The sequence below is a fragment of the Chlorogloeopsis sp. ULAP01 genome, assembly GCF_030381805.1.
Classification (GTDB): domain Bacteria; phylum Cyanobacteriota; class Cyanobacteriia; order Cyanobacteriales; family Nostocaceae; genus Chlorogloeopsis.
Genome location: NZ_JAUDRH010000019.1, coordinates 152,694 through 176,949, shown reverse-complemented (window position 1 = coordinate 176,949; position 24,256 = coordinate 152,694). Strand labels below are relative to the sequence as shown.

At 42.1% G+C, this 24,256-nt stretch carries 17 protein-coding genes; 7 read left to right on the top strand and 10 right to left on the bottom strand.

The window, feature by feature from the left end; genetic code table 11:
• Window positions 1–50: 50 nt before the first annotated feature.
• Window positions 51–1,004, bottom strand: coding sequence for a Rieske (2Fe-2S) protein (locus tag QUB80_RS31085; RefSeq protein ID WP_289793311.1), 954 nt, complete (start codon window positions 1,002–1,004; stop codon window positions 51–53).
• A 117-nt stretch (window positions 1,005–1,121) separates the two neighbouring features.
• On the opposite strand from QUB80_RS31085, the gene QUB80_RS31080 reads away from it, so the two are divergent.
• A complete protein-coding gene (locus tag QUB80_RS31080) occupies window positions 1,122–1,769 on the top strand; it encodes a TetR/AcrR family transcriptional regulator (RefSeq protein WP_289793310.1) in 648 nt (215 codons plus the stop codon).
• A 173-nt stretch (window positions 1,770–1,942) separates the two neighbouring features.
• On the opposite strand, the gene fabD is transcribed toward QUB80_RS31080, so the two are convergent.
• The 3 genes from fabD to plsX form a co-directional block, all read right to left on the bottom strand.
• Window positions 1,943–2,821 (bottom strand): ACP S-malonyltransferase, encoded by an 879-nt coding sequence (gene fabD / locus QUB80_RS31075; RefSeq protein WP_289793309.1) that lies wholly within the window; start codon window positions 2,819–2,821, stop codon window positions 1,943–1,945.
• A gap of 118 nt (window positions 2,822–2,939) precedes the next feature.
• A complete protein-coding gene (locus tag QUB80_RS31070) occupies window positions 2,940–3,932 on the bottom strand; it encodes a beta-ketoacyl-ACP synthase 3 (RefSeq protein ID WP_289793308.1) in 993 nt (330 codons plus the stop codon).
• 78 nt (window positions 3,933–4,010) lie between these two features.
• The gene (gene plsX / locus QUB80_RS31065) at window positions 4,011–5,054 is read right to left on the bottom strand and encodes a phosphate acyltransferase PlsX (protein ID WP_289793307.1); all 1,044 of its coding nucleotides are present in this window, start codon (window positions 5,052–5,054) and stop codon (window positions 4,011–4,013) included.
• 1,006 nt (window positions 5,055–6,060) lie between these two features.
• On the opposite strand from plsX, the gene QUB80_RS31060 reads away from it, so the two are divergent.
• On the top strand, window positions 6,061–7,383 hold the full coding sequence (locus tag QUB80_RS31060; protein WP_289793306.1) for a D-alanyl-D-alanine carboxypeptidase: 1,323 nt from the start codon (window positions 6,061–6,063) through the stop codon (window positions 7,381–7,383).
• Window positions 7,384–7,707: 324 nt separating this feature from the next.
• Here QUB80_RS31060 and lptC read toward each other — a convergent pair whose 3' ends face one another.
• From lptC to metG, 3 genes are all read right to left on the bottom strand, one after another.
• Window positions 7,708–8,922, bottom strand: a complete 1,215-nt coding sequence (gene lptC, locus QUB80_RS31055) for an LPS export ABC transporter periplasmic protein LptC (protein ID WP_289793305.1) — start codon at window positions 8,920–8,922, stop codon at window positions 7,708–7,710.
• Window positions 8,919–9,551, bottom strand: a complete 633-nt coding sequence (locus QUB80_RS31050; RefSeq protein ID WP_289793346.1) for a LabA-like NYN domain-containing protein — start codon at window positions 9,549–9,551, stop codon at window positions 8,919–8,921. The genes lptC and QUB80_RS31050 overlap by 4 nt, the downstream gene beginning before the upstream one ends.
• A 153-nt stretch (window positions 9,552–9,704) precedes the next feature.
• The gene (metG, locus tag QUB80_RS31045) at window positions 9,705–11,300 is read right to left on the bottom strand and encodes a methionine--tRNA ligase (protein ID WP_289793304.1); all 1,596 of its coding nucleotides are present in this window, start codon (window positions 11,298–11,300) and stop codon (window positions 9,705–9,707) included.
• A 394-nt stretch (window positions 11,301–11,694) separates the two neighbouring features.
• Here metG and QUB80_RS31040 point away from each other — a divergent pair, with 394 nt between their 5' ends.
• The 4 genes from QUB80_RS31040 to QUB80_RS31025 all read left to right on the top strand — a co-directional run bounded on the left by QUB80_RS31040 (window position 11,695) and on the right by QUB80_RS31025 (window position 16,523).
• Window positions 11,695–12,417, top strand: a complete 723-nt coding sequence (locus tag QUB80_RS31040) for a lysophospholipid acyltransferase family protein (RefSeq protein WP_289793303.1) — start codon at window positions 11,695–11,697, stop codon at window positions 12,415–12,417.
• Between the two features lie 85 nt (window positions 12,418–12,502).
• A complete protein-coding gene (locus QUB80_RS31035) occupies window positions 12,503–13,330 on the top strand; it encodes an alpha/beta fold hydrolase (RefSeq protein ID WP_289793302.1) in 828 nt (275 codons plus the stop codon).
• A 340-nt stretch (window positions 13,331–13,670) separates the two neighbouring features.
• Window positions 13,671–14,882, top strand: a complete 1,212-nt coding sequence (locus tag QUB80_RS31030; RefSeq protein ID WP_289793301.1) for an EcsC family protein — start codon at window positions 13,671–13,673, stop codon at window positions 14,880–14,882.
• A 168-nt stretch (window positions 14,883–15,050) separates the two neighbouring features.
• Window positions 15,051–16,523, top strand: coding sequence for a leucyl aminopeptidase (locus tag QUB80_RS31025; protein WP_289793300.1), 1,473 nt, complete (start codon window positions 15,051–15,053; stop codon window positions 16,521–16,523).
• Between the two features lie 41 nt (window positions 16,524–16,564).
• Here the strand turns inward: QUB80_RS31025 and QUB80_RS31020 are convergent, their stop codons facing one another.
• The 3 genes from QUB80_RS31020 to QUB80_RS31010 all read right to left on the bottom strand — a co-directional run bounded on the left by QUB80_RS31020 (window position 16,565) and on the right by QUB80_RS31010 (window position 20,169).
• The gene (locus QUB80_RS31020) at window positions 16,565–17,635 is read right to left on the bottom strand and encodes an LOG family protein (protein WP_289793299.1); all 1,071 of its coding nucleotides are present in this window, start codon (window positions 17,633–17,635) and stop codon (window positions 16,565–16,567) included.
• A 699-nt stretch (window positions 17,636–18,334) separates the two neighbouring features.
• Entirely contained in the window at window positions 18,335–18,691 is a 357-nt protein-coding gene (trxA, locus tag QUB80_RS31015; RefSeq protein WP_289793345.1) for a thioredoxin, read from the bottom strand.
• A 314-nt stretch (window positions 18,692–19,005) separates the two neighbouring features.
• Window positions 19,006–20,169, bottom strand: coding sequence for a GuaB3 family IMP dehydrogenase-related protein (locus QUB80_RS31010; RefSeq protein WP_289793298.1), 1,164 nt, complete (start codon window positions 20,167–20,169; stop codon window positions 19,006–19,008).
• 201 nt (window positions 20,170–20,370) lie between these two features.
• Between QUB80_RS31010 and QUB80_RS31005 the strand changes: the two genes are divergently transcribed.
• A complete protein-coding gene (locus QUB80_RS31005) occupies window positions 20,371–24,243 on the top strand; it encodes a PAS domain S-box protein (protein WP_289793297.1) in 3,873 nt (1,290 codons plus the stop codon).
• Window positions 24,244–24,256: the final 13 nt, after the last annotated feature.

The window sequence follows — 24,256 nt, the reverse complement described above, 5'->3', positions numbered from 1 at the left end:
GAACTTCTTGTGCAGAGCGTATACAAAAAAGTCATTGGCTGAGAAAACGGCTACCATTCATGATAAAGTTTCTCAGCATACATCATGACTTCTTCACCGGGAAGTTTAACCTTGCCAGGTTGGCGAGGATAGCGAGTTTCAATCGCGGTCGTATCCTGCTCAACAATCACATCAATGGCTTTTAGCATTGATTGACGTAAAAGAGGCTTTACCCAAGTAGGTTTTAGCTTGGCGAAGATTAATTCATAAATCTTGGTTTGATTGTGTTGCTGCGGATATTGCACAACCACTTGAGCAAAAGGCCCAGCTCCTGTTTCGGCATAAAGCACTAAAACGGAAGGGAAAAAGTATTCAACGGTACTCTTGAGAACTTTTGGGATAGTTAACAAAACTGGGTTAAGCAAAAGTTCTCTAAGTGAGTTATCAGCTCTCGTACTTTCCTGTTTTACCTTATACCAAAAGCCATCTTGATCAAATTCTGTCATTTGGTTTTGAACAATCTGAAATAGCTCCCGATGGGTGCCATTTTGATGATTGAAATCAGAATTGATTAACCAGGTACTTAAGAAGTCCCCCTGGATCGTTTTTTCTCCAGCAATCCCGACAAAATCATATTCCGATGCAATTTGCTCAACAATTTCAGGAATAGCCACGCGAGATTCGCAATCCCCATAGCTCCAAACACAATCTCTCTTCACTATAAGCTTGAGTGGCTGCGCGATTGGTTGCGTCTGTTGTTTACCCTCTCGATATAATCTCCCCTCACCGTCAAACTCTAGAGCATGGAATGGACAGGTAATCGTTCCTCTTTCCTGGCAAATCCAGCCATCTGATAGTGGCGCTTGCATATGAGGGCAAACATTGTTCAAAGCGAAAATTTCACCCCGATCATTTTGCCATAGAACGTAGTCCTGCTCATTTAATGTCACCTTATGGGGACGATTTATCCCTAGCATAGAACGATGAGCAATCAACCAAGGCGCACCCGGTAAGATCGGATTCATGAGTTGAGCCTCAACAACTAACTATATATTCAGTTAGTATCTGCTGCGACAAAGAGTTTGTCAACAACTAACCAAATTTTCAGTTAGCATTAATGCTGCAAGTATCAGAGGACAAGTGTGAATTCTTCAGAGTATTTCAGACGAAAAGCAAAAAAGCCTCGTCAAGTTCGAGATGCCGAGGCAACTCAGGCGCAAATTTTAGATGCCGCCGAACAGGAATTTGCCCGCTATGGCTTGGCTGGAACGCGGATCGATGCGATCGCTGCCCGAACAGGTGTTGTAAAAGCGATGATTTATTATTATTTTGAAAGTAAGGAAAGACTTTATCAAGCAGTAATGGAACGGATCGGCAGCGAGTTGGATACAGCATTTCAACAGCTTGGTTCAGACCATTTACCCGTAGAAGAAGCCTTAAAAGCATACATTCGCAGTGGCATTGCTTACGGAGCCAATTATCCACATCGCGGAATGCTGTGGTTTTATGAAGCTATCCAAAATCAGGGGCAATATGGTCAGATGAGCGGTTGGCAGAAAAGTTTCTGGAGTATGGCAACTCTCTTAGAACGTGGAATAGCTGAAGGTGTGTTTCGATCGCTCGATCCATTTTTGACCACGATCAATATTTTGGGAGTTTGCACATTTTACTTTAATGCCCACGAAAATTTGAAGTATCTCGATCCGAGTCGGCAACTTCTCAGTTCAGAAATGATTGAGCGGCAAACTCAGGAAGCGATTAATTTGATTTTGGCTGGAGTGAAAGCGTAATGCTACTCACAGACGGCATAAAGCTGCTCAAATCTTTATTGTACTGGCTCATCAAATATAGGAAGTTGTGAAATCTATTATTTTAATTACACGATCGCTCCACACCCAAACCAAAACTAGCAAGGGTAGAAAGCGATCGCATCTCCAATTCCACAAGCACTATAAGTTAAATATTAAACAGGTAACTCCGCAGCACTACGGATGTTTTCCAAAATTAGGCCGGAGCTAGTGCGTTTAATCAAACCAGTTAGCACATTACCGGGGCCAATTTCCACTACTCGCTCAATGCCATTTTCTGGTAGGGCTAGGGAAATTTCTCGCCAGCGCACCCCCCCAGTCATTTGTTGGATCAAACGCTGTTTTAAAACATCTGCGTCTGTGGATGGAGTTGGTTCTACATTCGATAAAACTGGCAATTTAGCTGTATTAAATTCTACAGAAGCTAAAACATCTTTAAACTCTGCCGAGGCTGCTGCCATTAAAGGCGAATGAAATGCACCAGAAACTTTTAAAGGAACTGCACGTTTTGCCTTCACTTGTGACATCACTTTTTCTACTGCTGCTGGTGTGCCAGAAATCACAACTTGGGCTGGACTATTATCATTAGCGATTGTCGCCTCAGGAGTTTCGGCGATCGCCTTTTCTAGTTTTTCGCGGTCAAAATTCATTAATGCTGCCATCATTCCACCAACAGCACTTTCCATGAGTTCTGCACGACGCTTTACCAAGTGTAGCCCAGCAGTCCAATCAAATACACCAGCAACGTAAAGAGCAATGTATTCTCCCAAACTGTGACCAGCAACTAAATCTGGCTGTTCTTTTTTTAAAAGAAGATCAGCGAGAATACTTTCTACTACATACAGACAGGGCTGAGTGTAGAGGGTATGTGATAGTTTTTCGGCATCATTGTTACTGATTTCTATTACAGACCAGCCTAAAATTTCTTCAGCTTGGGCAAATTTTTCCTTTGCTAATGGTAATTCTATTAAATCTGCTCCCATTCCCAGAGCTTGGGAACCTTGTCCGGGAAATACCCATGCGCTTTTAGTCATTCGTCAATCATCAACTCTCAAGTATCAAGTGTCGGTGGCTAGTAGAGGTTGCTAATCGCTAATAGTTAATAGTTAATTGCACCATTAACTATTAACCATTAATCATTAGCAATTAACCCTATCTACCCCATTGAAAAATTGCCGCTCCCCAAGTCAGTCCAGCACCAAAACCTGATGCGGCTATGATGTCGTTAGATTTAATTTTGCCTTGCCGTACTGCTTCATCTAGGGCAAGGGGAATAGAGGCGGCAGAAGTGTTGCCATAATAAGCAAGATTACTGATAACTTTATCTTCCGGGATATTTAGGCGCTGGGCAACAGCATCGAGAATGCGTTGATTTGCTTGATGTAATAGCAACCAGTCTACTTGCTCTACACAGAGGTTAGCGCGAAATAAAGCTTTATCAATAACTTCTGGTACTTTTTGGACGGCAAATCGGTAAACTTCTTTGCCATTCATTGTGATGGGCAAAAAGCCACCTTGTCCTACACAAACACTAGAGAGCAGTTCTGTAGAGTTAGCTTGATAAGCTAGGTTGAGACAATTATTTTGAGTGCCATCACTTTTAAGCTCAAATCCTAGTAAGCGATCGCGTGGGTTTGCTTGTAGTACAACTGCCCCAGCTGCATCTCCAAATAAAACGCAGGTACGCCGATCTTGCCAATCCACCCAACGAGAGAGGATATCTGCCCCAATAAGTAGTATGTTATGGTAAACTCCGGTTCTAATAAATTGGGCGGCTGTAACTAATCCAAACACAAAGCCAGAGCAGGCAGCTGTCAAGTCAAATGCTACTGCTCTATCCGCTCCTAATTTTGCTTGAATTTGACAAGCACTGCCAAATAAATCATCAGGCGTAGAAGTTGCGAGCAAAATCAAATCTATGTCTTTTGGTGTAATTCCAGCCATGGCGATCGCTTGATGGCTTGCGATCGCAGCAAGTTCTGCAAGAGAATCACCAGCTTTGGCTAAATGCCTTTGACGAATTCCTGTTCTTGTTGTTATCCACTCGTCTGATGTTTCAACCAGTTCAGTCAACCCCTGGTTATCCAGGAAAGTAGCTGGTACTGCCGAGCCACTTCCTGTAATTGCTATTCCTATTTGTTGCACTCCGGCTTCTCCCAAGCGATCGGCTTTTTGCCATTAGTCTTTTATCATCTGTCTTTTATTTTTGGCTAATGACTTAAGTTAATTAGTTTCGGGCAACAGACGCCCGGAGTTTGTTGAGCTTTGATATTGAGATTGAATTCTTTGCAGCACTTGATTGTTGACTGCTTCTTTTGCTAAACGAATGGCATTAAAAATAGAAGGTGCTTGGGAGCTACCATGACTAATTATACAAATGCCGTCTACGCCTAAAAGTAAAGCTCCTCCGTGCTCTGCGTGATCTACTCGCTGCTTGATCCGCTTCAGGTTGGGTTTTAAAACTGCCGTTCCGAGTTGACCACGCAATCCTTGCGGCAATTCTTCCCTCATTATTTGCAGCATTACTTCTCCAACCGCTTCAGCAAATTTTAACAGCACATTGCCCACAAAGCCGTCACAGACAATCACGTCAAATTGACCGGAAAGCACGTCCCTTCCTTCTGCATTGCCAATAAAAGCAATCTGGGCATTTTCACGCAGTAATTGATGAGCACGAACAGCTGCATCATTGCCTTTACAGTCTTCTTCACCGATATTCAACAAACCTACTTTCGGTTCAGATACACCCAAAACATATTGACTGTAAATCGACCCCATGACGGCAAACTGCTCTAAAAATTTCGGGCGGCAGTCCACATTTGCACCGACATCAAGTATAAGAACTTGTTTGCTGGCTACTATGGTGGGAAATACTGCACCAATTGCCGGACGGTCAATTCCTGGCAACCGTCCTAAGCGAAGTAATGCTGCTGCCATCGCTGCACCAGAGTGACCGGCAGAAATTACAGCATCTGCCTGTCCTTGCTTGACTAAATCCATTGCCACGTTAATAGAGGCTTTGGGTTTACGTCTGATGCTGGTAAGGGCTTCTTCGTTCATTGCGATCGCATCCTCAGCAGGTACGATCTGAACTTGACCCACATTGATTTTTGCTGGCAGGGCTGCTTCGATTCTTTGGGGATCACCTACCAACAATACCTCTACACCAAGTTCTTCTCGTGCTCGCAGTGCGCCAGCCACGATTTCACCGGGTGCATTATCCCCTCCCATTGCGTCAATTGCGATCCGTGCGCAAGTCGATCCCATTGCTCAGAGCTTTTAGAAACCTTACAAATTTTACCAGATGCCTCTGCCGAAAGTAGCAATTTGATAGCTGCTAAATTGCATCCATCAATATTCAAATCTTTATCTGGGTGGCTTCCCAGTCTGAGATGAAAAAGTCAAGCCACGGATCACTCCGAGGTTTTGCCACTTATTTCATCTTTTGCCCTTTCAGCTATAGATTCTGACAAGCTCAACATAACATGAATTCCTCCCTTAACTGACTGATGAAACTACGTATCTGGTTAGTCTTTGAGGACTGAACAAAAAAGTTTTACCGTTCGTTGCCAAGCAATCAGCAAAGATGAATTATTCTTTAAAATCAGAAAAATAACCTGAATTGTGCCTGAGTTTTGGAAGTTATAGGATAAAAACTTCCCTATTTTACGTCAATACATGGAGATGAAAAATTTTTTACTAAATATTTGCTTTTTAATATACCAAACAACAAGCACATTATTTTTTTAGTTGCTAAAATTCGCTCAAAACTGTTTAACTTTATTACCACAATCTCAGTAAACCTACTTGTTATAAGTTCCAGATTAGAGTTCCTTGTGAAGTATATACGGGCATAAAGAATGTAATAAAAATTTCATAGATAAAGTTAAGTTTTCGGGTTTTGAAAATATTTATACTGAACTAGCCTATTTTGAGCAGTTCCAAATCATACTTATCTATCTTAGTGAAATGACTATATATCTATATTACTAATTTGTGAAATTCTTAGTGAAATGATTAATATTAAAGCTTGAAAACAAGAAACTGCCAATCTGGGATTTAATGATTGCACACCAAGTGTAATACTAATAAGCACTCTGTGATTACAACTTTTATAACAGTGCAATAAGTGGATGTTGTATAACCTACTAAAACTTTGTTACTAGCCTCACTTTCGTATGTAAAAATCAACAGTTATGATTTATTACCCAATGCAAAGTAGTATTGAGTACCCAAAACAAAGTGGCGTATTCGCATACATGAGGAGCGATCAATGCTGGAATTAATTGGTTCAGGTTTGATGTCAATGTGGCTGGAGATGGCTGGAGTCCAAGTTAAACCTTTAGATCCTTTAGATGTATTAACTTGGCAAAGTAGTCCTAGCCTGATTCTTGCTCCCGATCCAAGTCCAGCTGGGGTAACTACCGTGCAGGAATATTTCAAGGGGCTATTGGCAACGAAAATCATGCCAGCAAATCTAACCCAGAGTCAAGGAATTTGGTTGCAGTCAGGGCCTATGCTGATGGCTAATCATCAAGGTACAACTCCTCTGCCTGCTGCCTCATTAACTAAGATTGCGACTTCTCTTGTTGCTTTGAAAGCTTGGGGAGCACAACATCAATTTGAGACTATAGTTGGTACTACAGGCTCTGTGCAAAAAGGAGTGTTGCAGGGAGATTTGATAATTACTGGTGGTGGTGATCCTTTGTTTGTTTGGGAGGAAGCGATCGCCCTTGGTAATACATTGAATAAAATGGGCATCAAGCAGATCAAGGGCAATTTGATCATCAGTGGTAATTTTGCCATGAATTTCCAACGACACCCACTGCTAGCAGGGCAAGCACTCAAGCAAGCACTGAATCATAAGACTTGGTCTCGTGCTACTACTTTACAATATTCGCTCATGCCCAAAGGCACACCCAAGCCTGAAGTTAAAATAGCTGGCACTGTCAAATTCGAGGCGCAAACCATACCACAACAAACCTTGTTAGTACGTCGTCGCTCCTTGCCTTTGCACCAATTAATCAAGGAAATGAACGTTTTCAGTAATAACGAAATGGCACAGATGCTAGCAGAGTTGGTGGGAGGACACACTGTTGTGCAATCAACTGCCGCTAGGCTCGCAAGGGTGCCAGAGTCAGAAATTCAATTAATTAACGGTTCAGGGTTGGGAGTTGAAAATCGTATTTCTCCCAGAGCTGCTTGTGCGATGTTAATGGCAATTCAAAGAGAAGCACTCACTCATGGGTTAAATTTAGCAGATTTATTTCCTACGTCTGGCTTTGATCGCCGTGGAACGCTGCACGCTCGACATATGCCAGCAGGCACTGTCATGAAAACTGGCACTCTCAACGATGTTAGTGCTTTAGCCGGAGTGATACCTACACGCGATCGCGGTTTGGTTTGGTTTACCATTATTAACCGTGGCCCATATGTACTAAATTTTCGGGCTGAACAAGACAAACTTTTGCAAAATCTTACCAAACAACTGCAAGCACCATCTGCGATTCCAAAAGCGATCGCTCCCCACTCACCCATCGAAGTTTTACCCAAATTTGGTACTAACGAACGCAATGAAATTCTATATAAAAGTTAAGTATTCCATTAAGTAAAAGGCAGAGGGCAGATGACAGTAGACGCCCAAGCGGCTACTTACCCGACGGGAAGCCGGGCAAAGCCCGTCTACAGAAGTCGCTAGCTAACGCAACGCCTGACGGCGAACGCGCAAGAGCGTAGGTAGGAAATTTAGGACAAGGGGAATAACAGACATTTCCCTGTTGCCTGTTCCCTGTTGACGCCAGGTGCTACAACGTGCTTAACCCGACGCCAGGTGCTTTATGCCGGGGAACCCGTCCACCGCACTGGCTCCGCAACGCACTGGCTCCCCTGTTCTTTTTTAATAATGACCAATGACTATTAACTATTGACTCTGAAATTTTTCCTTGGGAATAATTTCTGTAACTACTCGGTTGCCAGAATTACCACCACTAACAACTATATTTTCCTTTTGGATATTACCAATAGCTTTTTCACCTGTAAATGTCATTGGTGGGTCTACTTGCTTATAAACTACATCACCTTGAGCTTCTACTAATTTGTTATTTAGATACCAAGTTAATTCCTTAGATTTTAGTGACTGGCTGCGTTCCCCAACACCATTGACATTACCTGTTAAATAGGCAATTTTTTGAGGTATTTTTAATTCACCTTGATTAGCAGTTACTGTCACATTTTCAGCACGATGAAATATGCGTACAGGACTATTGGTAGTAACAGTTTCTGTACTTAAGTTCCAAGACATAGAATTACTAGCAATTTGCATCGGCGGTTCAAGTAATTCTATTTGAGCATTTTTAGTAATAGTAGCAATTTTAGTTTTCAAGTTAACTTCGGCGGCATCCCCTCGACCTCGATCAGTAATTTTATTATTTTTATAATGGTCAATTTGTACAGGGCGATCGCCAATTAATTTTTCCTCTTTAATTTGCCAAACTAGATGTTCTGTACGGATTTGTAATGGTGGTTCCATCGAGTTTGCAACTACTTTACCCAAAAAATCAACACGTTGAGTTCGAGTTTTTACTCGTGCTTCTTGCGCTACTGCTTGTAGTTGCTTATGGGTGCCATACATCTGGTTGCGGACTATCAATAAATCTTCATCAGGACGCCATTCTAGTTCATTGCCACGCAATACCGTTCCATTGCGAGGATCTGTAGCAACTATATTTCCTTTAAGAAATAATTGTTTTCCATCCTGTTCTATATCTGCTTGTTGTGCCTGTACTTGATAAACTATTTTGCCATCTTGATATAGTTCACCATAGGGACTTTCGGCTTGACCAATTTGTTTTTCTTTTGTATACTTTGCCTGTTTTGCCCTGACTTTCCAAATAGGCCGTCCAACATCATCTGCCTGTTCTAATGTGACAGCAAAGAAAGTTAACTTGCTATCTGTGTCTTTGTCTTGGGGAATTTCAACAGGCAATTTTGTGAGTGTAGTATTACCCCCACAGCCAGCTAACCCAAGGATTAGAAGCAAGCCAAGAGTCAAGAGGTGATAAGGGACACGGTGAAGGGGAGACACGGGGACGCGGTGAGAGGAAATTTCCCCGTGTCTTTTGTTATGCTGTTTCATTCTGGAATTTCCAAATGTCCATCAGCTATTTCTCTAGGATGCTCCAAAAAATCCATACTAGATAAAGGCCGATACGGATAACTTTGGCGTGGTGTTTTCTGAATATCTTCTTTGACAGCTTCTAAATCTATATAGCGATCACTCACATTGATTAAGCTGTCGCTTGTCATTGAGCGTAAACTTACTACTTCTACCCGCACTCCTCGATAACTGACGGAATTTACTGCATATGCCAAATCCCCATCTCCACTGACTAATACGGCGGTATCATAAGAATCTACTAAAGCCATCATATCAACCGCAATTTCCACATCTAGATTCGCTTTTTTCGATCCATCTGGCAATTGCACCAAATCTTTTGCTATAACTCGATAACCGTTACGACGCATCCACAACAGAAAACCCTGTTGCTTCTCGTTAGTTCTGTCTACGCCTGTGTAAAAGAAAGCACGTAACAGTCTAGAACCACCCGTTAATCGACATAATAGCTTGGTGTAATCTATTTCAATTCCTAATTGTAGCGCTGCATAAAATAAATTTGAGCCATCAATAAATATAGCAACGCGACCTCGATTTTCCAAAACTTGCTCTGGCGTAAAAATCGAGTCGTTTTCCAGATTATTCAACATTGTTGTCATACCTCATTTTTTATCGATGTAATAATTGATACTTTTTTAGATTTTCATAAAAGTTTAGAGTTGCTTATGAACAGCTTTCAGGGCTAATTAAATCAGCCCTGGTTAAGTACAAAGAATTTAGAAATGGAAAGAACTAGCTAATTGTTATTTGAGTGTTTCTATGCGTTTAAAAACAGGACGGGGATCGCCCAATTTTTGTTTGCCACTTAGTACTCCCCACATACCATGAATCTCAAACGGGGCAACAATGGCAGTTTGTGATTGCTCGTTAAAGTCAATTTCAAAACCCAGTTGCTGATAAATATCACTACTAATATTTGGAATAACTGGAGACAAGAGATAAGCTGCTAACCTTACTGATTCCAAAACCCCATATAATACTATTTCTGTTGCTTGTTGCTGTCCTTGTTTATACAATGACCAAGGAGCTTGTTCATCAATAAACTTGTTGCTGGCTTGTACTAGCTTCAGAATAGCGTCGCAGGCTTGGTTAAAAGCTAGCGCTTCATAAGCAATTTTTACCTGTTCCCCTAGATGTAAACCGATCGCTTTTAAAGGATTATCGGCAGGAATATCTTCACTTGTAATTGATGGTAGATTGCCAGCACAGTATTTTTTAACCATATTTAAAGTGCGATTGAGCAAATTACCTAAGTCATTTGCCAAATCTGCATTCAGAACATTTATGAATCTAACTTCATTAAAATCGCCATCTTTGCCAAACTCGATTTCCTTAAGGAAGTAATAACGAACAGCATCTGCACCATAGTTTGCGGTTAATGCCACGGGATCAAGGGTATTGCCCAGACTTTTACCCATTTTCTGGCCATCTTTAGTTAAAAAGCCGTGTCCAAATACTCGTTCTGGCAGAGGCAAATCGGCTGACATCAGCATGGCAGGCCAATAAACTGCATGAAAGCGTAAGATATCTTTACCAATAAGATGTAAGTTGATCGGCCACCATTTTGCTAAGGCATTTTCTAAAGTTGCTTGTTCACCTGGTTCTAGCAATGCTGTTACATATCCTAAGAGGGCATCAAACCAGACATAAAGAGTATGATTAGGATCTGCTGGTACTGGAAAACCCCACTCTACATTTACCCGTGAAATTGAAAAATCTTGTAAGCCCTGTTTGACAAAATTCAGAACTTCGTTGCGACGAGTTTCTGGCTGGATAAAATCTGGTCGAGATTGGTAGAGTGCTTCGAGTTGGGCTTGGTATTTAGATAGACGAAAGAAGTAGTTTTGCTCATCTCGCCACTCTGCTTCTTTGTTCGGGTGAATCGGGCAACGGTGTCCTTCTAGTAATTCTCGTTCTTCTTTAAACTCTTCACACGATACACAATACCAACCTTTTTGTTGTCCCAGATAGATATCATCTTTAGACCAAACTCGCTGGAAAAAGTCTTTGACAAGTGCTTCATGCCGATGATCGGTAGTGCGAATAAAGCGATCGTATTTTATATCTAGTAATTGCCACAGGGACACAAACCCCTCAGACATTTGATCGCAAAACTTTTTTGGTGGTAATCCTTTACTTTCGGCTGTTCTTTGAATTTTTTGCCCGTGTTCATCTGTACCCGTCACAAGTAGTACTGGACGCCCCAAAAGTCTTTGAAAGCGTGCCACTACGTCTGCTGCTATTGTTGTATATGCACTACCTATGTGGGGCAAATCGTTTACGTAATATAACGGTGTTGTGAGTGCAAATGTTTTTTTTGTTTTATCCACTAGATTCATGCAAAATCAAAAAATAACTTAAATAAATTAAAACAATTTTCTATTCTAAACTTATTTAGGCAAAACCACGTAATTATACAACATAAATACTATATTTTCAAGTTACACCATAATATTAGCAAATTTATTTGGAGCGGAATTAATTTTTAATTAGATAGAAATTAACTAAAAATCTGCCAAAAAGACAGAAACTTTCAACGATTAATTTCTGAAAAAAATCTTGATTTGATTAATTTTTACATTATCAATACATATATTTATTTCATAAAGAATTTTTCTAGATTTGCAGATCAAGACATTTCTACCTTAAGGCAGTTCCAGGTATGGTAAAGAAATGTAACAATTGTATTCAGAATAACACCTAGTATTTGCGTAAAATTTATATTGAACAAATATGAGTGTAAACAACTCCTTAGATATCTCTCGCTGGTTGTTGGGAAGTTTATCGACCAAAATGTTTCGCTACTATGAAGATCGCATTCCCCAAGACGCTAGCGTATTAGTAGTAAGTAATCATCGTAGCTTTATGGACGCACCGATTTTAATGTCGGCGTTATCCAGCCCAATTCGCTTCGCTTGTCATCACTACATGAGTCAAGTGCCGATCATGCGGGAAATTGTCACAGGTTTAGGATGCTTTCCCTTAGAAGCAGATCAAAAGCGTCAGCAAAGCTTTTTTAAGCAAGCACAACAACTGTTACAACTAAAGCAAGTAGTGGGTGTGTTTCCAGAAGGAGCGGAACCAATGGTAAAATTTACTCAACCACAGCAGGTGGGAGAGTTCCAGCGAGGATTTGCCCATTTGGCATTACGAGCAGCAGTGCAAGATTTAGCAATTTTGCCAGTTGCGATCGCCTCTTTAGAAGAAGTTAACACATCTGCTGTACCTCTAAGTCTATTGAGCTTTTTCGATCCTTCAGAACCTCTATTTAATCAACCAGGTTGGCACCCTTTGGTCATCTACAATCGTGTTGCGGTGCTAATCGGTCATCCTTATTGGATTAGACCCCAACATCAACAACAATATCAAGGAAAACAAGCAAAAACTGTTGTGGCTGAACTGACAGAACATTGTTATGGCGAAATAACCAGTTTGCTACATCAAGGATGTTATTAATTAATCCAGAGTCAATTGTTCTTAGTCAAAGTCTTTTTGACTAAAAACCAATGACTAATGACCAACGACCAATGACTAATGATAAATGTCTATTACAAAAGTAGAACTAAAGCCATGTTTTCTGACTCCCAGGCGCTTACAACCAGAATATCCCCTGTTTGTATATTTACCTGGGATGGATGGAACCGGTCAACTACTACGAACGCAAACAGTAGGATTGGAAGCTGGTTTTGATGTCCGTTGTTTAGCAATTCCCCGCGAGGATCTAACTAGCTGGGAAGTGCTGACAAATAATGTATTAGACTTAATCCACGCCGAACTCGAAAAAAGCTCTCAGCGCTCAGTCTATCTATGTGGTGAGTCCTTTGGAGGTTGTTTAGCTCAGAAAGTAGCTGTAGCAGCACCGCAGTTGTTTAAGCGAATTATCCTTGTCAACCCTGCTTCTAGCTTTCATCTTCGCCCTTTATATGAATGGGCATCGCAATTCACTAACTTAGTGCCATCATGTCTTTTTGACTTTGGTGCAGTGGGGTTTTTGCCGTTTTTAGCAGCTTTATCACGTATTTCTAGAAGCGATCGCCATGAAATGCTAAGAACCATACGTTCTATACCAGCAGAAACGGTTTGTTGGCGGTTGTCTTTAATTAAAGAATTTCATGTTGATGAAGAAGAGTTACGTCGCCTGACTCAACCTGTTTTGCTAGTTGCTAGTGTCTTAGATCGACTTTTGCCTTCCCTTGCTGAAGCACAAAGATTAGTTAATATTTTACCTGAGTCTAAATTGGTGCTTTTGCCGGAAAGTGGACACGCTTGTTTATTAGAAACAGATATTAACTTATACGAGATCATGAAAGCCCATAATTTTCTAGAACGTGGTACAGAAGTAGTTAAAAAGTTAGAGGTTAAAAGCTAAAACAAAAGAGATTTTTAACACACCTTATATTTAAATTAACTGTAAAGTGCAGATTAATTTTGTCATCATTGCTATTGGGGTGGTAAAACTCAAATCTCGCATGATCGCTTTCTTGTATATCTTGTGTAATAGAAAGAGGTTTCAGTACGGACAAGATATTCACACCACAAGATACTCAAGATATTTATATTTATGCACTAAATTAGCCTACTCACACTGCTCTGTTTTGAGATTAAGGCTAACTGTTGCTTAAACTAACGACTTATCCTTACAGGGGGAAGTCAAGTGCTTGTATTTCCATTAAAAACAGAATAGAAAGACTTTTAGAAGGTGCCAAGCAATGGCAGATAAGCCCCAAAAAGAAAAAGAGAATAAAAAACTAAACAATAAACCCCCTGCCGAGCAAAAAGAAGACAAGCCATCTTTGTTTGAATCTTTTGCCGAAACATTAGGTTGTGTAGCAGGAACAGCAGTAGGTGTAGGTGCAGCAGCCAGTAGCAGTGCAATAGAAGCAAGCAAAGCAGTCGCAGAAACAGCAGCTGGTGTAGGAGAAGCGGCAGCAAAACAAACCCATAAGTTAATTGAGCAAGCAACTCATACAGCCGGACAAGTTACAGATTATCTAGGGCAAAATTGGCTAATTCGTAGGGTAGCTGGCGTATTAAACCTGAATTGGCTAGTTGGTGCAAGTGATAATGTTGATTTAGAAAAAGCAGCAGCAGCAGTGAAAAAGTTGCAGCAAGAGCATCCGAACGAATCACCCAGTCAAATAGCTCACCGTATTATGGTGGAAAAAGCCACAAAAGCAGGTGGGATTGGTTTTGCTAGTAGTCTTTTGCCAGGATTTGCTGCAGCATTGTTAGCTATTGATTTGGCAGCCACGACACAATTGCAATCAGAAATGATTTATCAGATTGCTGCCGCCTATGGCTTAGATTTAAAAGATCCAGCCCGTAGAGGTGAAGTTTTGGCAATTTTTGGCATAGGTTTAGGTGGTGGAAAGCTTTTGAGAGCAGCGGGTTTAGGTTTACTACGAAATGTGCCTTTTGCTGGTGCAGTAATTGGTGCTAGCTCAAACTCGACAATGGTATATTCGCTAGGATACGCAGCTTGTCGATTTTATGAAGCCAAACTGGATGAATCCAAGTCGCTGAATTCCGAAGAAACAATAACAGAATTAAAGGAACAAAGCGATCGCTATCTGGAAACTGCGATCGCCCAGCAAAAAATCATGGATCAAATCTTGGTTCATATGCTCCTTGCTAGCTATCCAGACAAGACTTGGGAAACAATTTTGCCAGAGTTGGAAGCTTTGAACCTCACCCCTGAATCTTTGGATGCGATTAAGCAAAACATCAAATCTCCACAGCCTTTAGATGATCTTCTCAATCAACTCAACCGAGACTTTGCAGTACCACTTTTGGCTCAGTGTTGCCGAATAGCTAAACTTGAAGGTGAAATTTCACCACCAGAACAAAAAGTCATTGATGCGATCGCTACCAAATTTGACATCGACTTGAATTCAATTAAGTCAATAGTCAATAGTCAATAGTCATTAGTCGGGGCGGGTTTATTTAGATATTCCGTCATCCTAGAGAGATTGTTGTTAAAACCCGCCCGTACAGTGGTTATTTCCCTCCTCCATCCCTCCTTTCCCCAAAGCATAAAACCCAAATTTTACGCAATACTGGTACCAGAACTTTTACATTGAACGCTAAAAATGGACATTCGACCGAGTAAAACCCCTGTTTTAGAGTGGACAGGAGATGGATTAGCTATAGGATTATTTGAAGATGCTGTAGAATTAACAGGTGATCTGGCAGCTTTGGATGAAAAGCTTGCTGGTGTTCTCCAAGAACTTATTGCCGAAGAGGAATTTAAAGGCAAAGCTAATAGCACGGTGGTTACACGGGTGGGTAGCCCTAGCCCAGTTCGCAAAGTAATAATAGTTGGTTTAGGCAAACCGGAAGCGCTAAAACTTGATACTTTGCGGCGTGCTGCTGCTATTGTTGCTCGATTAGCCAAAAAGCAAAAGTGCAAAACTCTAGGGATTAGTCTGCCAACTTGGAATAACGATCCGGCACAAACTGCCCAGGCAATAGCTGAAGGCATACAGCTAGCACTTTACCAGGATAATCGCTTTAAATCGGAACCAGAAGATAAAGGAGTACAAGTTGAAACCGTAGATTTACTGGGGTTAGGTGGACAAGAAGCAGCAATTACCCGCGCCAATCAAATAGCTTCTGGGGTAATTTTAGCAAGACAACTAGTAGCAGCCCCTGCTAACGAGGTAACGCCAATTACTATGGCAGAAGTTGCAATGGTGATCGCCTCAGAACATGGTTTGCAAGTCGAAATTCTCGAACAAGAAGAATGCGAAAAGTTGGGCATGGGTGCTTTTTTAGGAGTGGCAAAAGCTTCTGATTTGCCCCCAAAATTCATTCACCTAACTTACAAGCCCGAAGGAACACCAAAACGCAAGCTAGCAATTATCGGTAAAGGTTTAACTTTTGACTCTGGCGGACTCAATATCAAAGGTGCGGGTAGTGGCATCGAAACGATGAAAATGGATATGGGCGGTGGTGCGGCTACTTTGGGTGCAGCCAAAGCCATTGCCCAACTGAAGCCAGATGTGGAGGTTCACTTTATTTCCGCAGTCACAGAGAATATGATTAGCGGTCATGCTATGCATCCAGGTGATATTCTCAAAGCATCCAACGGTAAAACGATTGAAGTTAACAACACCGATGCTGAAGGGCGATTGACTCTAGCTGATGCCTTGGTATTTGCTGAAAAGTTGGGAGTAGATGCGATCGTTGATTTGGCTACTCTAACAGGTGCTTGTGTCATTGCTTTGGGCGATGACATTGCTGGTTTGTTCACTCCCGATGATGCTTTAGCGAAGGAATTAGAAAAGGCTGCCGAGACTTCTGGCGAAAAAATTTGGCGAATGCCAATGGAAGAAAAATATTTTGAGGGCTTAAAGTCTAGTATCGCTGATATGAAAAATACGGGGCCACGTGCTGGTGGTTCTATTACTGCTGCTCTTTTCCTCAAACAGTTCGTCAAAGATACTCCTTGGGCGCATCTAGATATTGCTGGTACTGTTTGGGCAGACAAGGAAAACGGCTATAACGGTTCTGGGGCTACTGGCTTCGGTGTACGTAGTTTGGTTAATTGGGTACTGAGTTAGGACTAAGGTGGGCAATACTCGCCCACCTAAATTAGCTCAATTTACTTTCTTTCTGGATGTCCTCTCTCTTCAGGTGAAGGCTTGCCCATGTTATTAATTTCTGCAATCATCTGATACAACCGTCCTAAATCGCGTTGATTGAAATATAGGACTAGACGAGGTAAGTCAAAAGCTTCATCTTGCCCTTCTTGGGGTAAAGCCTGACTTTTTTCTATCCTTCCTTGGACAAGAATGTCACCAAAATCAGCGTTTAGTTTTTCGACTTCAGCATCTGATAAATCTGTATTGAGGCGGATCACCAAGCGATCGCCTACATAGCGACTGGAGTGATAAACCTGGTAAAAGCGTGTAATAGCATTGCAAGCTACAACCAAATCATCTGTCACTGTGTACAAACTTGGATCTTCTGGGCTTACCAAACCTTTTTGTACCAATTGTTTATCAATATACTCGCTCCAAGAACGCCAGTAATCACCACCAGGATGATCTATTAAAACTACTGGTACAGGGCCAAATTTACCCGTTTGGCTTAAAGTCATGCACTCAAACGCTTCATCTTGAGTGCCAAAACCGCCAGGAAACAGAGCAACAGCATCGCTTTCTTTTAACAAGAATAATTTACGCGTAAAAAAATATTTAAAGTGAATTAGTTTTGGATCGCCCTCAATAATTGGATTTGCTTGCTGCTCAAAAGGTAGCTGAATATTTAAACCAAAAGAATTTTCTCGCCCAGCGCCTTCATGCCCTGCCTGCATAATTCCACCACCGCCACCAGTCATCACCATGAATCCCAACTGAGAAACATAGCGAGCAAAATCAACTGCCATTTGGTATTCTGGAGTATCTGGCGATAGGCGAGCCGAGCCAAAAATAGTAACTTTGCGAACGTGTCGGTAATTATGAAAAAGCTCGAAACCCCGCTCCATATCTGCTAAAGACGCAGATAATATCTTCCAGTCGAGGCGATCAAGTTCACTATCAGCTAGACGCACTATAGTTAATAGTGCTTGCCGGATATATTGCCGATGTTTTAACGTCGGCAAGCGCTCAATTAATTCAGCAATATCAGCTTGGATAGACTCTAATGTGTCGAACGACGCAGATGAGGTCATGAGAACTATAGCCAAAGTGGCATTATATTTTACCTAAATTTGCGATCAAATTTGCAACCACGACGGGTCGTTAAAAGTCCATAGCCCATAGTTAACTATACAGAGTTTGTTGACTCTGTACTAGCACTGCTATTTCGTACCTTCAAGGACGAAAAGATTTTGATCCCAGTAGCCGTTTTCTTACAGACATACTATAAGCACCCATAACTCTCTCGTACAGACGCAATTAATCACACCCGTACAGCCTGTATTTTTTAGTTATATTTCAAACTTAACATTTATATTGACTTACTTATCATCCTTGCAAGGATAAGAAAATTTGATTCTTAGTAGGTATAAAATTTTAAGCTTATTTTACAAACAAAAAGGCACCTTTGGTTAAAAAACTAAGGTGCTACATCTTTTGTATTAAATACAGAATAAATTGAAGCAAAACAGATGAGATTATTTTTCCTTCAACTAGGTGGATTGGCAAAAAGATAGACAAATGAATCACAGATTACTTTCCTTAAGAAAGTTTTTTACTATGATGTCTTGGCAGTTGAATACACTACGAAAGTCATTTCAAGATAATGAATAGCCCATCTAATTAATCAGACAGTGCAATCAAGTGCCATGCTTACACCTTACTGCATTGCTGACAATTATTGGGCTGACTTACAGAGTCAACAAAATACTCCAAAAAAAATTCTAGATGCTTTAAGACTCAAGATATTTTTCTAAAGTATTAGCTAGTGTAGTTTTTGGCACAGCACCTACTACCATATCAACTTTTTGCCCACCTTTAAAAATCATCAATGTAGGAATGCTGCGGATACCATATTGGCTGGCAACATTAGGGTTCTCATCAGTGTTGACTTTAACTACCTTGAGTTGACCCTCATACTGAGCTGCGATTTCATCTACAACAGGGGCCACCATCCGGCAGGGACCGCACCAGGGAGCCCAAAAGTCAACTAAAACAGGAACTGCGCTTTCCAATACTTCCTGCTTAAAAGTAGAGTCGGTAACTTGTGCGGCTGCTGACATGGCTACAAACCTTTGCCTACGATATATTTTTGATTTTGCTGAAATTCTACCATAGCAAAAAGCACTGCTTGGAAATGAGGCAGATACATTTGTATATATATAGGTTTAGTTTTTATTAATAAACATAAGGAAGCGCCCGAACCGCAGTCCGGGCGGAGTGTGGTGTGAGGAGTGAACGGAAACATGCGTCTCCGCTATTTCTATTGTAGGCGACAGATGCTAATTTTCCAGTAATTGTTTCATAGTCTAGGAAATTTTGTTGAGCGATTGGGGATTGGGTATTGCTCCTGTGCTCCTGTGCTCCTCTTTTCCTAGTCCCTAGTCCCCAGTTCCCAATCCCTCTATTTACCCATCCCTAATTGTTGGGCTTTTTGATACACTTTCCCTTCAGTCAACAAAGACGGAGCAATCACAACTTCTACTTGTTGCATTTCTTTAAGATTTTTTGCTCCTAATGTACCCATACTCGTTTTCAAAGCTCCCAAGAGATTATGAGTACCATCATCGAGTTGGGCAGGGCCGACTAAAATTTGTTCTAGAGTACCAGTAGTACCTACGCGAATGCGTGTGCCACGCGGCAAGACAGGGCTAGGAGTAGCCATACCCCAATGGAAACCCCGTCCGGGTGCTTCTGCAGCTCTAGCAAAGGGAGAACCAATCATCACTCCATCAGCACCACAGGCAATACATTTACAGATGTCACCGCCAGTAATTAAACCACCATCGGCAATGACTGGGACATAGTTGCCAGTTTCTTGATAATAGTCATCGCGTGCAGCAGCACAGTCAGCGATCGCTGTTGCTTGCGGTATACCTACGCCCAAGACTCCCCTAGAAGTACAAGCTGCACCTGGGCCAATACCAATCAATACTGCGGCTGCCCCTGCTTTCATTAAGTTTAGAGTTACTTCGTAAGTTACACAGTTACCCAACACCACAGGCATGGGCATTTCTCGACAAAACTGTGCTAGATCTAGTGGTACGATCGATTCTGGTGATAAGTGTGCCGTCGAAACAACTGTAGCTTGAACGAAAAATAAATCTGCCCCAGCTTTTGCAATTACTGAACCATATTTACTTGCTGCTGCTGGAGTTGCACTCACCGCAGCAATGCCACCTTGTGCTTTAATTTCTTTAATTCGTTGTTCGATTAGCTCTGGTTTGATCGGTTCGGCATAAAGTTCTTGCATTAGCGTTACAAATTCATCTTTGCCCACTGCCGCAATCCGATCTAAAATTGGCTCTGGATTCGCATAACGAGTTTGAATTCCCTCTAAGTTCAGCACGCCTAGCGCTCCTAACTGTGACAAAAGCACAGCCATGCGAATATCCACTACACCATCCATTGCACTAGCAATAATTGGGATTTCTCGCTCAATATTGCCAATACGCCATTTTGTATCTGCCAAACTCGGATCGAGTGTACCTCTGCCAGGTACTAAGGCAATTTCATCTATTCCGTATGCTCTGCGAGCTGCTTTGCCCCGCCCAATTTGAATTTCCACTCTGACAATGTTCCCAAATCTGTTTAAGCTAGGGTATCAAATTGTGGGGATATTTGCAGCAGTTATGTTAGTTCGTCATTGAGCGCTAAAGCCTTGTAAGAAATCAGGCAGATAAAAAATATGTATTTGAAAATCAAATTTGCTTAGTTTTGTCAAAATTAATGTATGTGCTTGTTAGCGATCGCTAACCAATAATCATCCATGTCTAATGCAACACGAACTTACCTGCTGCACTACGGTACTGCTGTGCTATCCGTTGCTTTAGCATTGGTACTGACATTACGACTACAACCATTCTTAGCACCTGCGAATCTTTCTCTTTTTTATTTGGCTGTAGTTATAAGTACCAGGTACGGAGGGATAAAAGCCGGGATAGCAGCTACAATTTTATCCACCCTGGCTGTCAACTATTTCTTGATCACGCCGTTATATAGTTTCAGTATCAGTTCTAGTTCCTTGGTACCGTTGGGTGTGTTTCTATTAGTCACACTACTAATTAGTTCGCTCGACTCGCAACTCCAAACTGCCCAACAACGGGCGCTAAACAATTTGCAGGCACTTCAGGAAAGTGAGGAACGCTACAGAGTATTGGCAGAAAATGTACCGCAATTGGTATGGAATGCTCGCTCAGATGGATATATAGATTATTTCAACCAACAATGGTACGCCTACACTGGACTTACACCTAATTCATCTTTGGGCTGGGAATGGCAACGTGCTATTCACCCGGATGATTTAGTATCGGCACAGAGAGCTTGGAAGACAGGACTTGCTACTAAAAGTAGGATAGAAGGACAGTATCGTTTGCAAAGCTTGGATGGAAAGTATCGCTGGCACATTACAAGAGCGGTACCCCAAAGAAATTGTCAAGGAGAAGTGACAAATTGGTTTGGTTCTTTTACTGATATTCACAATCACAAGCAAATAGAGCAAGAGAGAATTTGTCTACTTGAAGAAGTGGAGTCTAAGCAAAGGTTAGTGGAGGCAGTATTACAGCAAATGCCAGCAGGGTTGTTAGTGGCAGAGGCTCCTTCCGGTCGCTTATTGTTGAAGAATGAGCAAGTGCAGCAAATTTTGGGTTATGACTTGCCTCTAGTCGAGGGGTTTGAGGAATACAATCATTTTCAGCATTACTTACTTCATCCAGATGGACGAGCATATAAGAACGAGGAAAAGCCCTTGATGCGATCGCTCTCTACAGGAGAAGTCGTAACTAATGAGGAAATAGAGCTAGTGTGCGCCGATTGCAGTCGGAAAACAATACTAGCTGACTCTTGCCCGATCCGAAATCAGCAAGGGGAGATTGTTGCAGCACTCCTCACCTTCTACGACATTACCAAACGCAAACAGGTACAGCGAGAAATACAACAGACTAACCAAACCTTAAAAACTTTAGTCGCAGCATCTCCTTTACCGATAGTTTTGATTCAACCCGACTGCACAGTACGGCTATGGAATCCAGCAGCTGAACGTTTATTTGGATGGACTGAAGCGGAAGTCCTCAACCAAATTCTACCTATTGTTCCAGAGGACAAAAAGGAAGAATGTCGTTTAGTACGAGAGCTATTACTGAATGGTGAAACATTTTTTGGTGTAGAAACTTATCGCTGTAAACGTGATGGTTCCCAGATCATCTTGAGTATCTCTGCTGCTCCCATTTGTGACGAAGATGGCATAGTCAATACGATGATGCTTATCTTCCAAGATATTACAGAGCGCCAGCTAGCCGAAACAGCGCTGCGAGAAAGTGAAGAGCGATTTCGTCAGCTAGCTGAAACAATCCAAGATGTATTTTGGGTGTCAAACCCATTTGCAGGTGAGATATTTTACGTTAGTCCTGCCTATGAGCAGGTTTGGGGACGTACCTGTGAAAGTTTATATACCAACCCCGCTATGTGGATGCAAACCGTCCACCCCGAAGATAGAGAGCGTTTACAAGCTACTTTCTTCAGTCAAATTACGGAAGGAAAATACGACGCGGAATACCGGATTACCCGTTCTGATGGTTCAATGCGATGGATTCGCGATCGCGGTTTCCCAATCAAGAATGAGTCTGGAGAAATCTATCGTGTTGTCGGAGTAGCAGAAGATATTACAGATGGGAAATTAGCACAAATTGCCTTAAGAGATGCTTTGCAAAGGTTGAACTTCCATGTCGAAAATACACCTCTAGCAGTGATAGAGTGGAATACAAACCTGCAAATAACCCGTTGGTCTGCCGCCGCCACCAGGATATTTGGTTGGCAAGCACAAGAAGTTTTATATAGAAAATATGGGGAGTGGCAATTTGTCTACGAGGAAGATTCACAAAGAGTTCTGAATGTCTGGCGTCAAATCCTCAGTGGTAATGAGCCACAAATTCTTTGCTGTAACCGTAACTACACAAAATCAGGTAACATTGTTCATTGTGAATGGTATAACTCAACACTAACTGATGAATTAGGTAACGTTGTGTCAGTGTTGTCACTAGTACAAGATGTAACTAAAAGACAGCAAGCTGAACAAGAACGTGAAAATCTCCTACGCTTGGAACAAGCAGCACGAGAGTCGGCAGAAACCGCCAACCGCATTAAAGATGAATTTTTAGCAGTGCTTTCCCATGAATTGCGATCGCCACTTAACCCCATCTTGGGCTGGACAAAACTGCTACGTTCTCGTAAATTCGATCCAGACGCCACAGATCGCGCTTTAGAAACTATCGAACGTAACGCCAAGTTACAAACCCAACTAATTGAAGACTTGCTTGATGTTTCACGGATTTTACGAGGAAAGCTCAGTCTAAATGTAGTTCCCATCAATTTGGCAGCAACGATAGAAGCAGCTCTAGAAACGGTGCGATTGTCAGCAGAAGCCAAAGACATTCAAATTCAGAAGCTATTTGCTCCAGATGTCGGTTTAGTTGCAGGAGATCCCAATCGTTTGCAGCAAATAGTTTGGAATCTACTCTCAAATGCAATTAAGTTTACCCCCAATGGTGGGCAAGTAGAGGTAAGGTTGGGGACTGGGGAATGGGGACTAGGGACTAAGAAAAAGACAAGGGGAGGACACTTCCGTGCGGGGGTCTCCCCCGAACCCCAACACCAGTCGCTACCTTCGGAAGTCGCTTCGCGCCAACAAGTCGGGAAACCCGCCCACGGCGCTGGCTCCTCCGTGGGGGCCCCAAAGCCCCCCGTTGGCGAAGGTGTCCGTCGACAAGGAGACAACAAGACTTGGGAAGAAGATGTAAATAACGATTCTGCACCTATTACCCAGAACCCAATCACCAATCCCCCTTCGGGTTCGCCAGTCGCTACAACGGAGGGAACCTCCGCAACGCGCTGGACTCGCCAATCCCTGATCGCTAACTACGCTCAAATTCAGGTGAAAGACACAGGCAAAGGCATCAACCCAGAATTTCTCCCCTATGTATTTGACTACTTCCGACAAGCAGATAGCGGCACTACCCGCAACTTTGGTGGTTTGGGGTTGGGGCTTGCGATCGTGCGTCATATCGTTGAATCTCATGGTGGTACTGTTTGGGCAGAAAGTCCAGGAGAAGGACAAGGAGCAACATTTACAGTATGTTTGCCACTCCTGAAAGAAAGCAGGGGGCAAGGAGACAAACAGACAAACAGACAAGAAGAAAATCTCTCTCCCCATCCCCTCATCCCTTCATCTCACCCTCTTCCACTATCAGGTGTGCGAATTTTGGCTGTGGATGATGAAGCCGATATGCGTGATTATGTCAGTTTTGTATTGGAACAATCAGGAGCTGAAGTAACCGTCGCAGCATCGGCAGAAGAAGCGCTAACAAGCCTAGTTCAAATTCAGCCAGATGTGTTAGTAACTGATATTGGTATGCCTAATACTGATGGGTATATGTTACTGCAACAAATTAGGGCATTAAATCAAGAAGCAGGAAAGCAATTTCTAGCGGTAAGCGAAGCTATGCCGAAGGCAATCGCCCTCACAGCCTATGCTGGAGAATACGATCAAAAACGGGCAATAGCAGCAGGATTTCAGATCCACTTGCCCAAACCTGTTGAACCGGATGCATTAGTGGAAGCGATCGCATCTTTGATTGAACGTACATGAGAGGGAGAGAAGG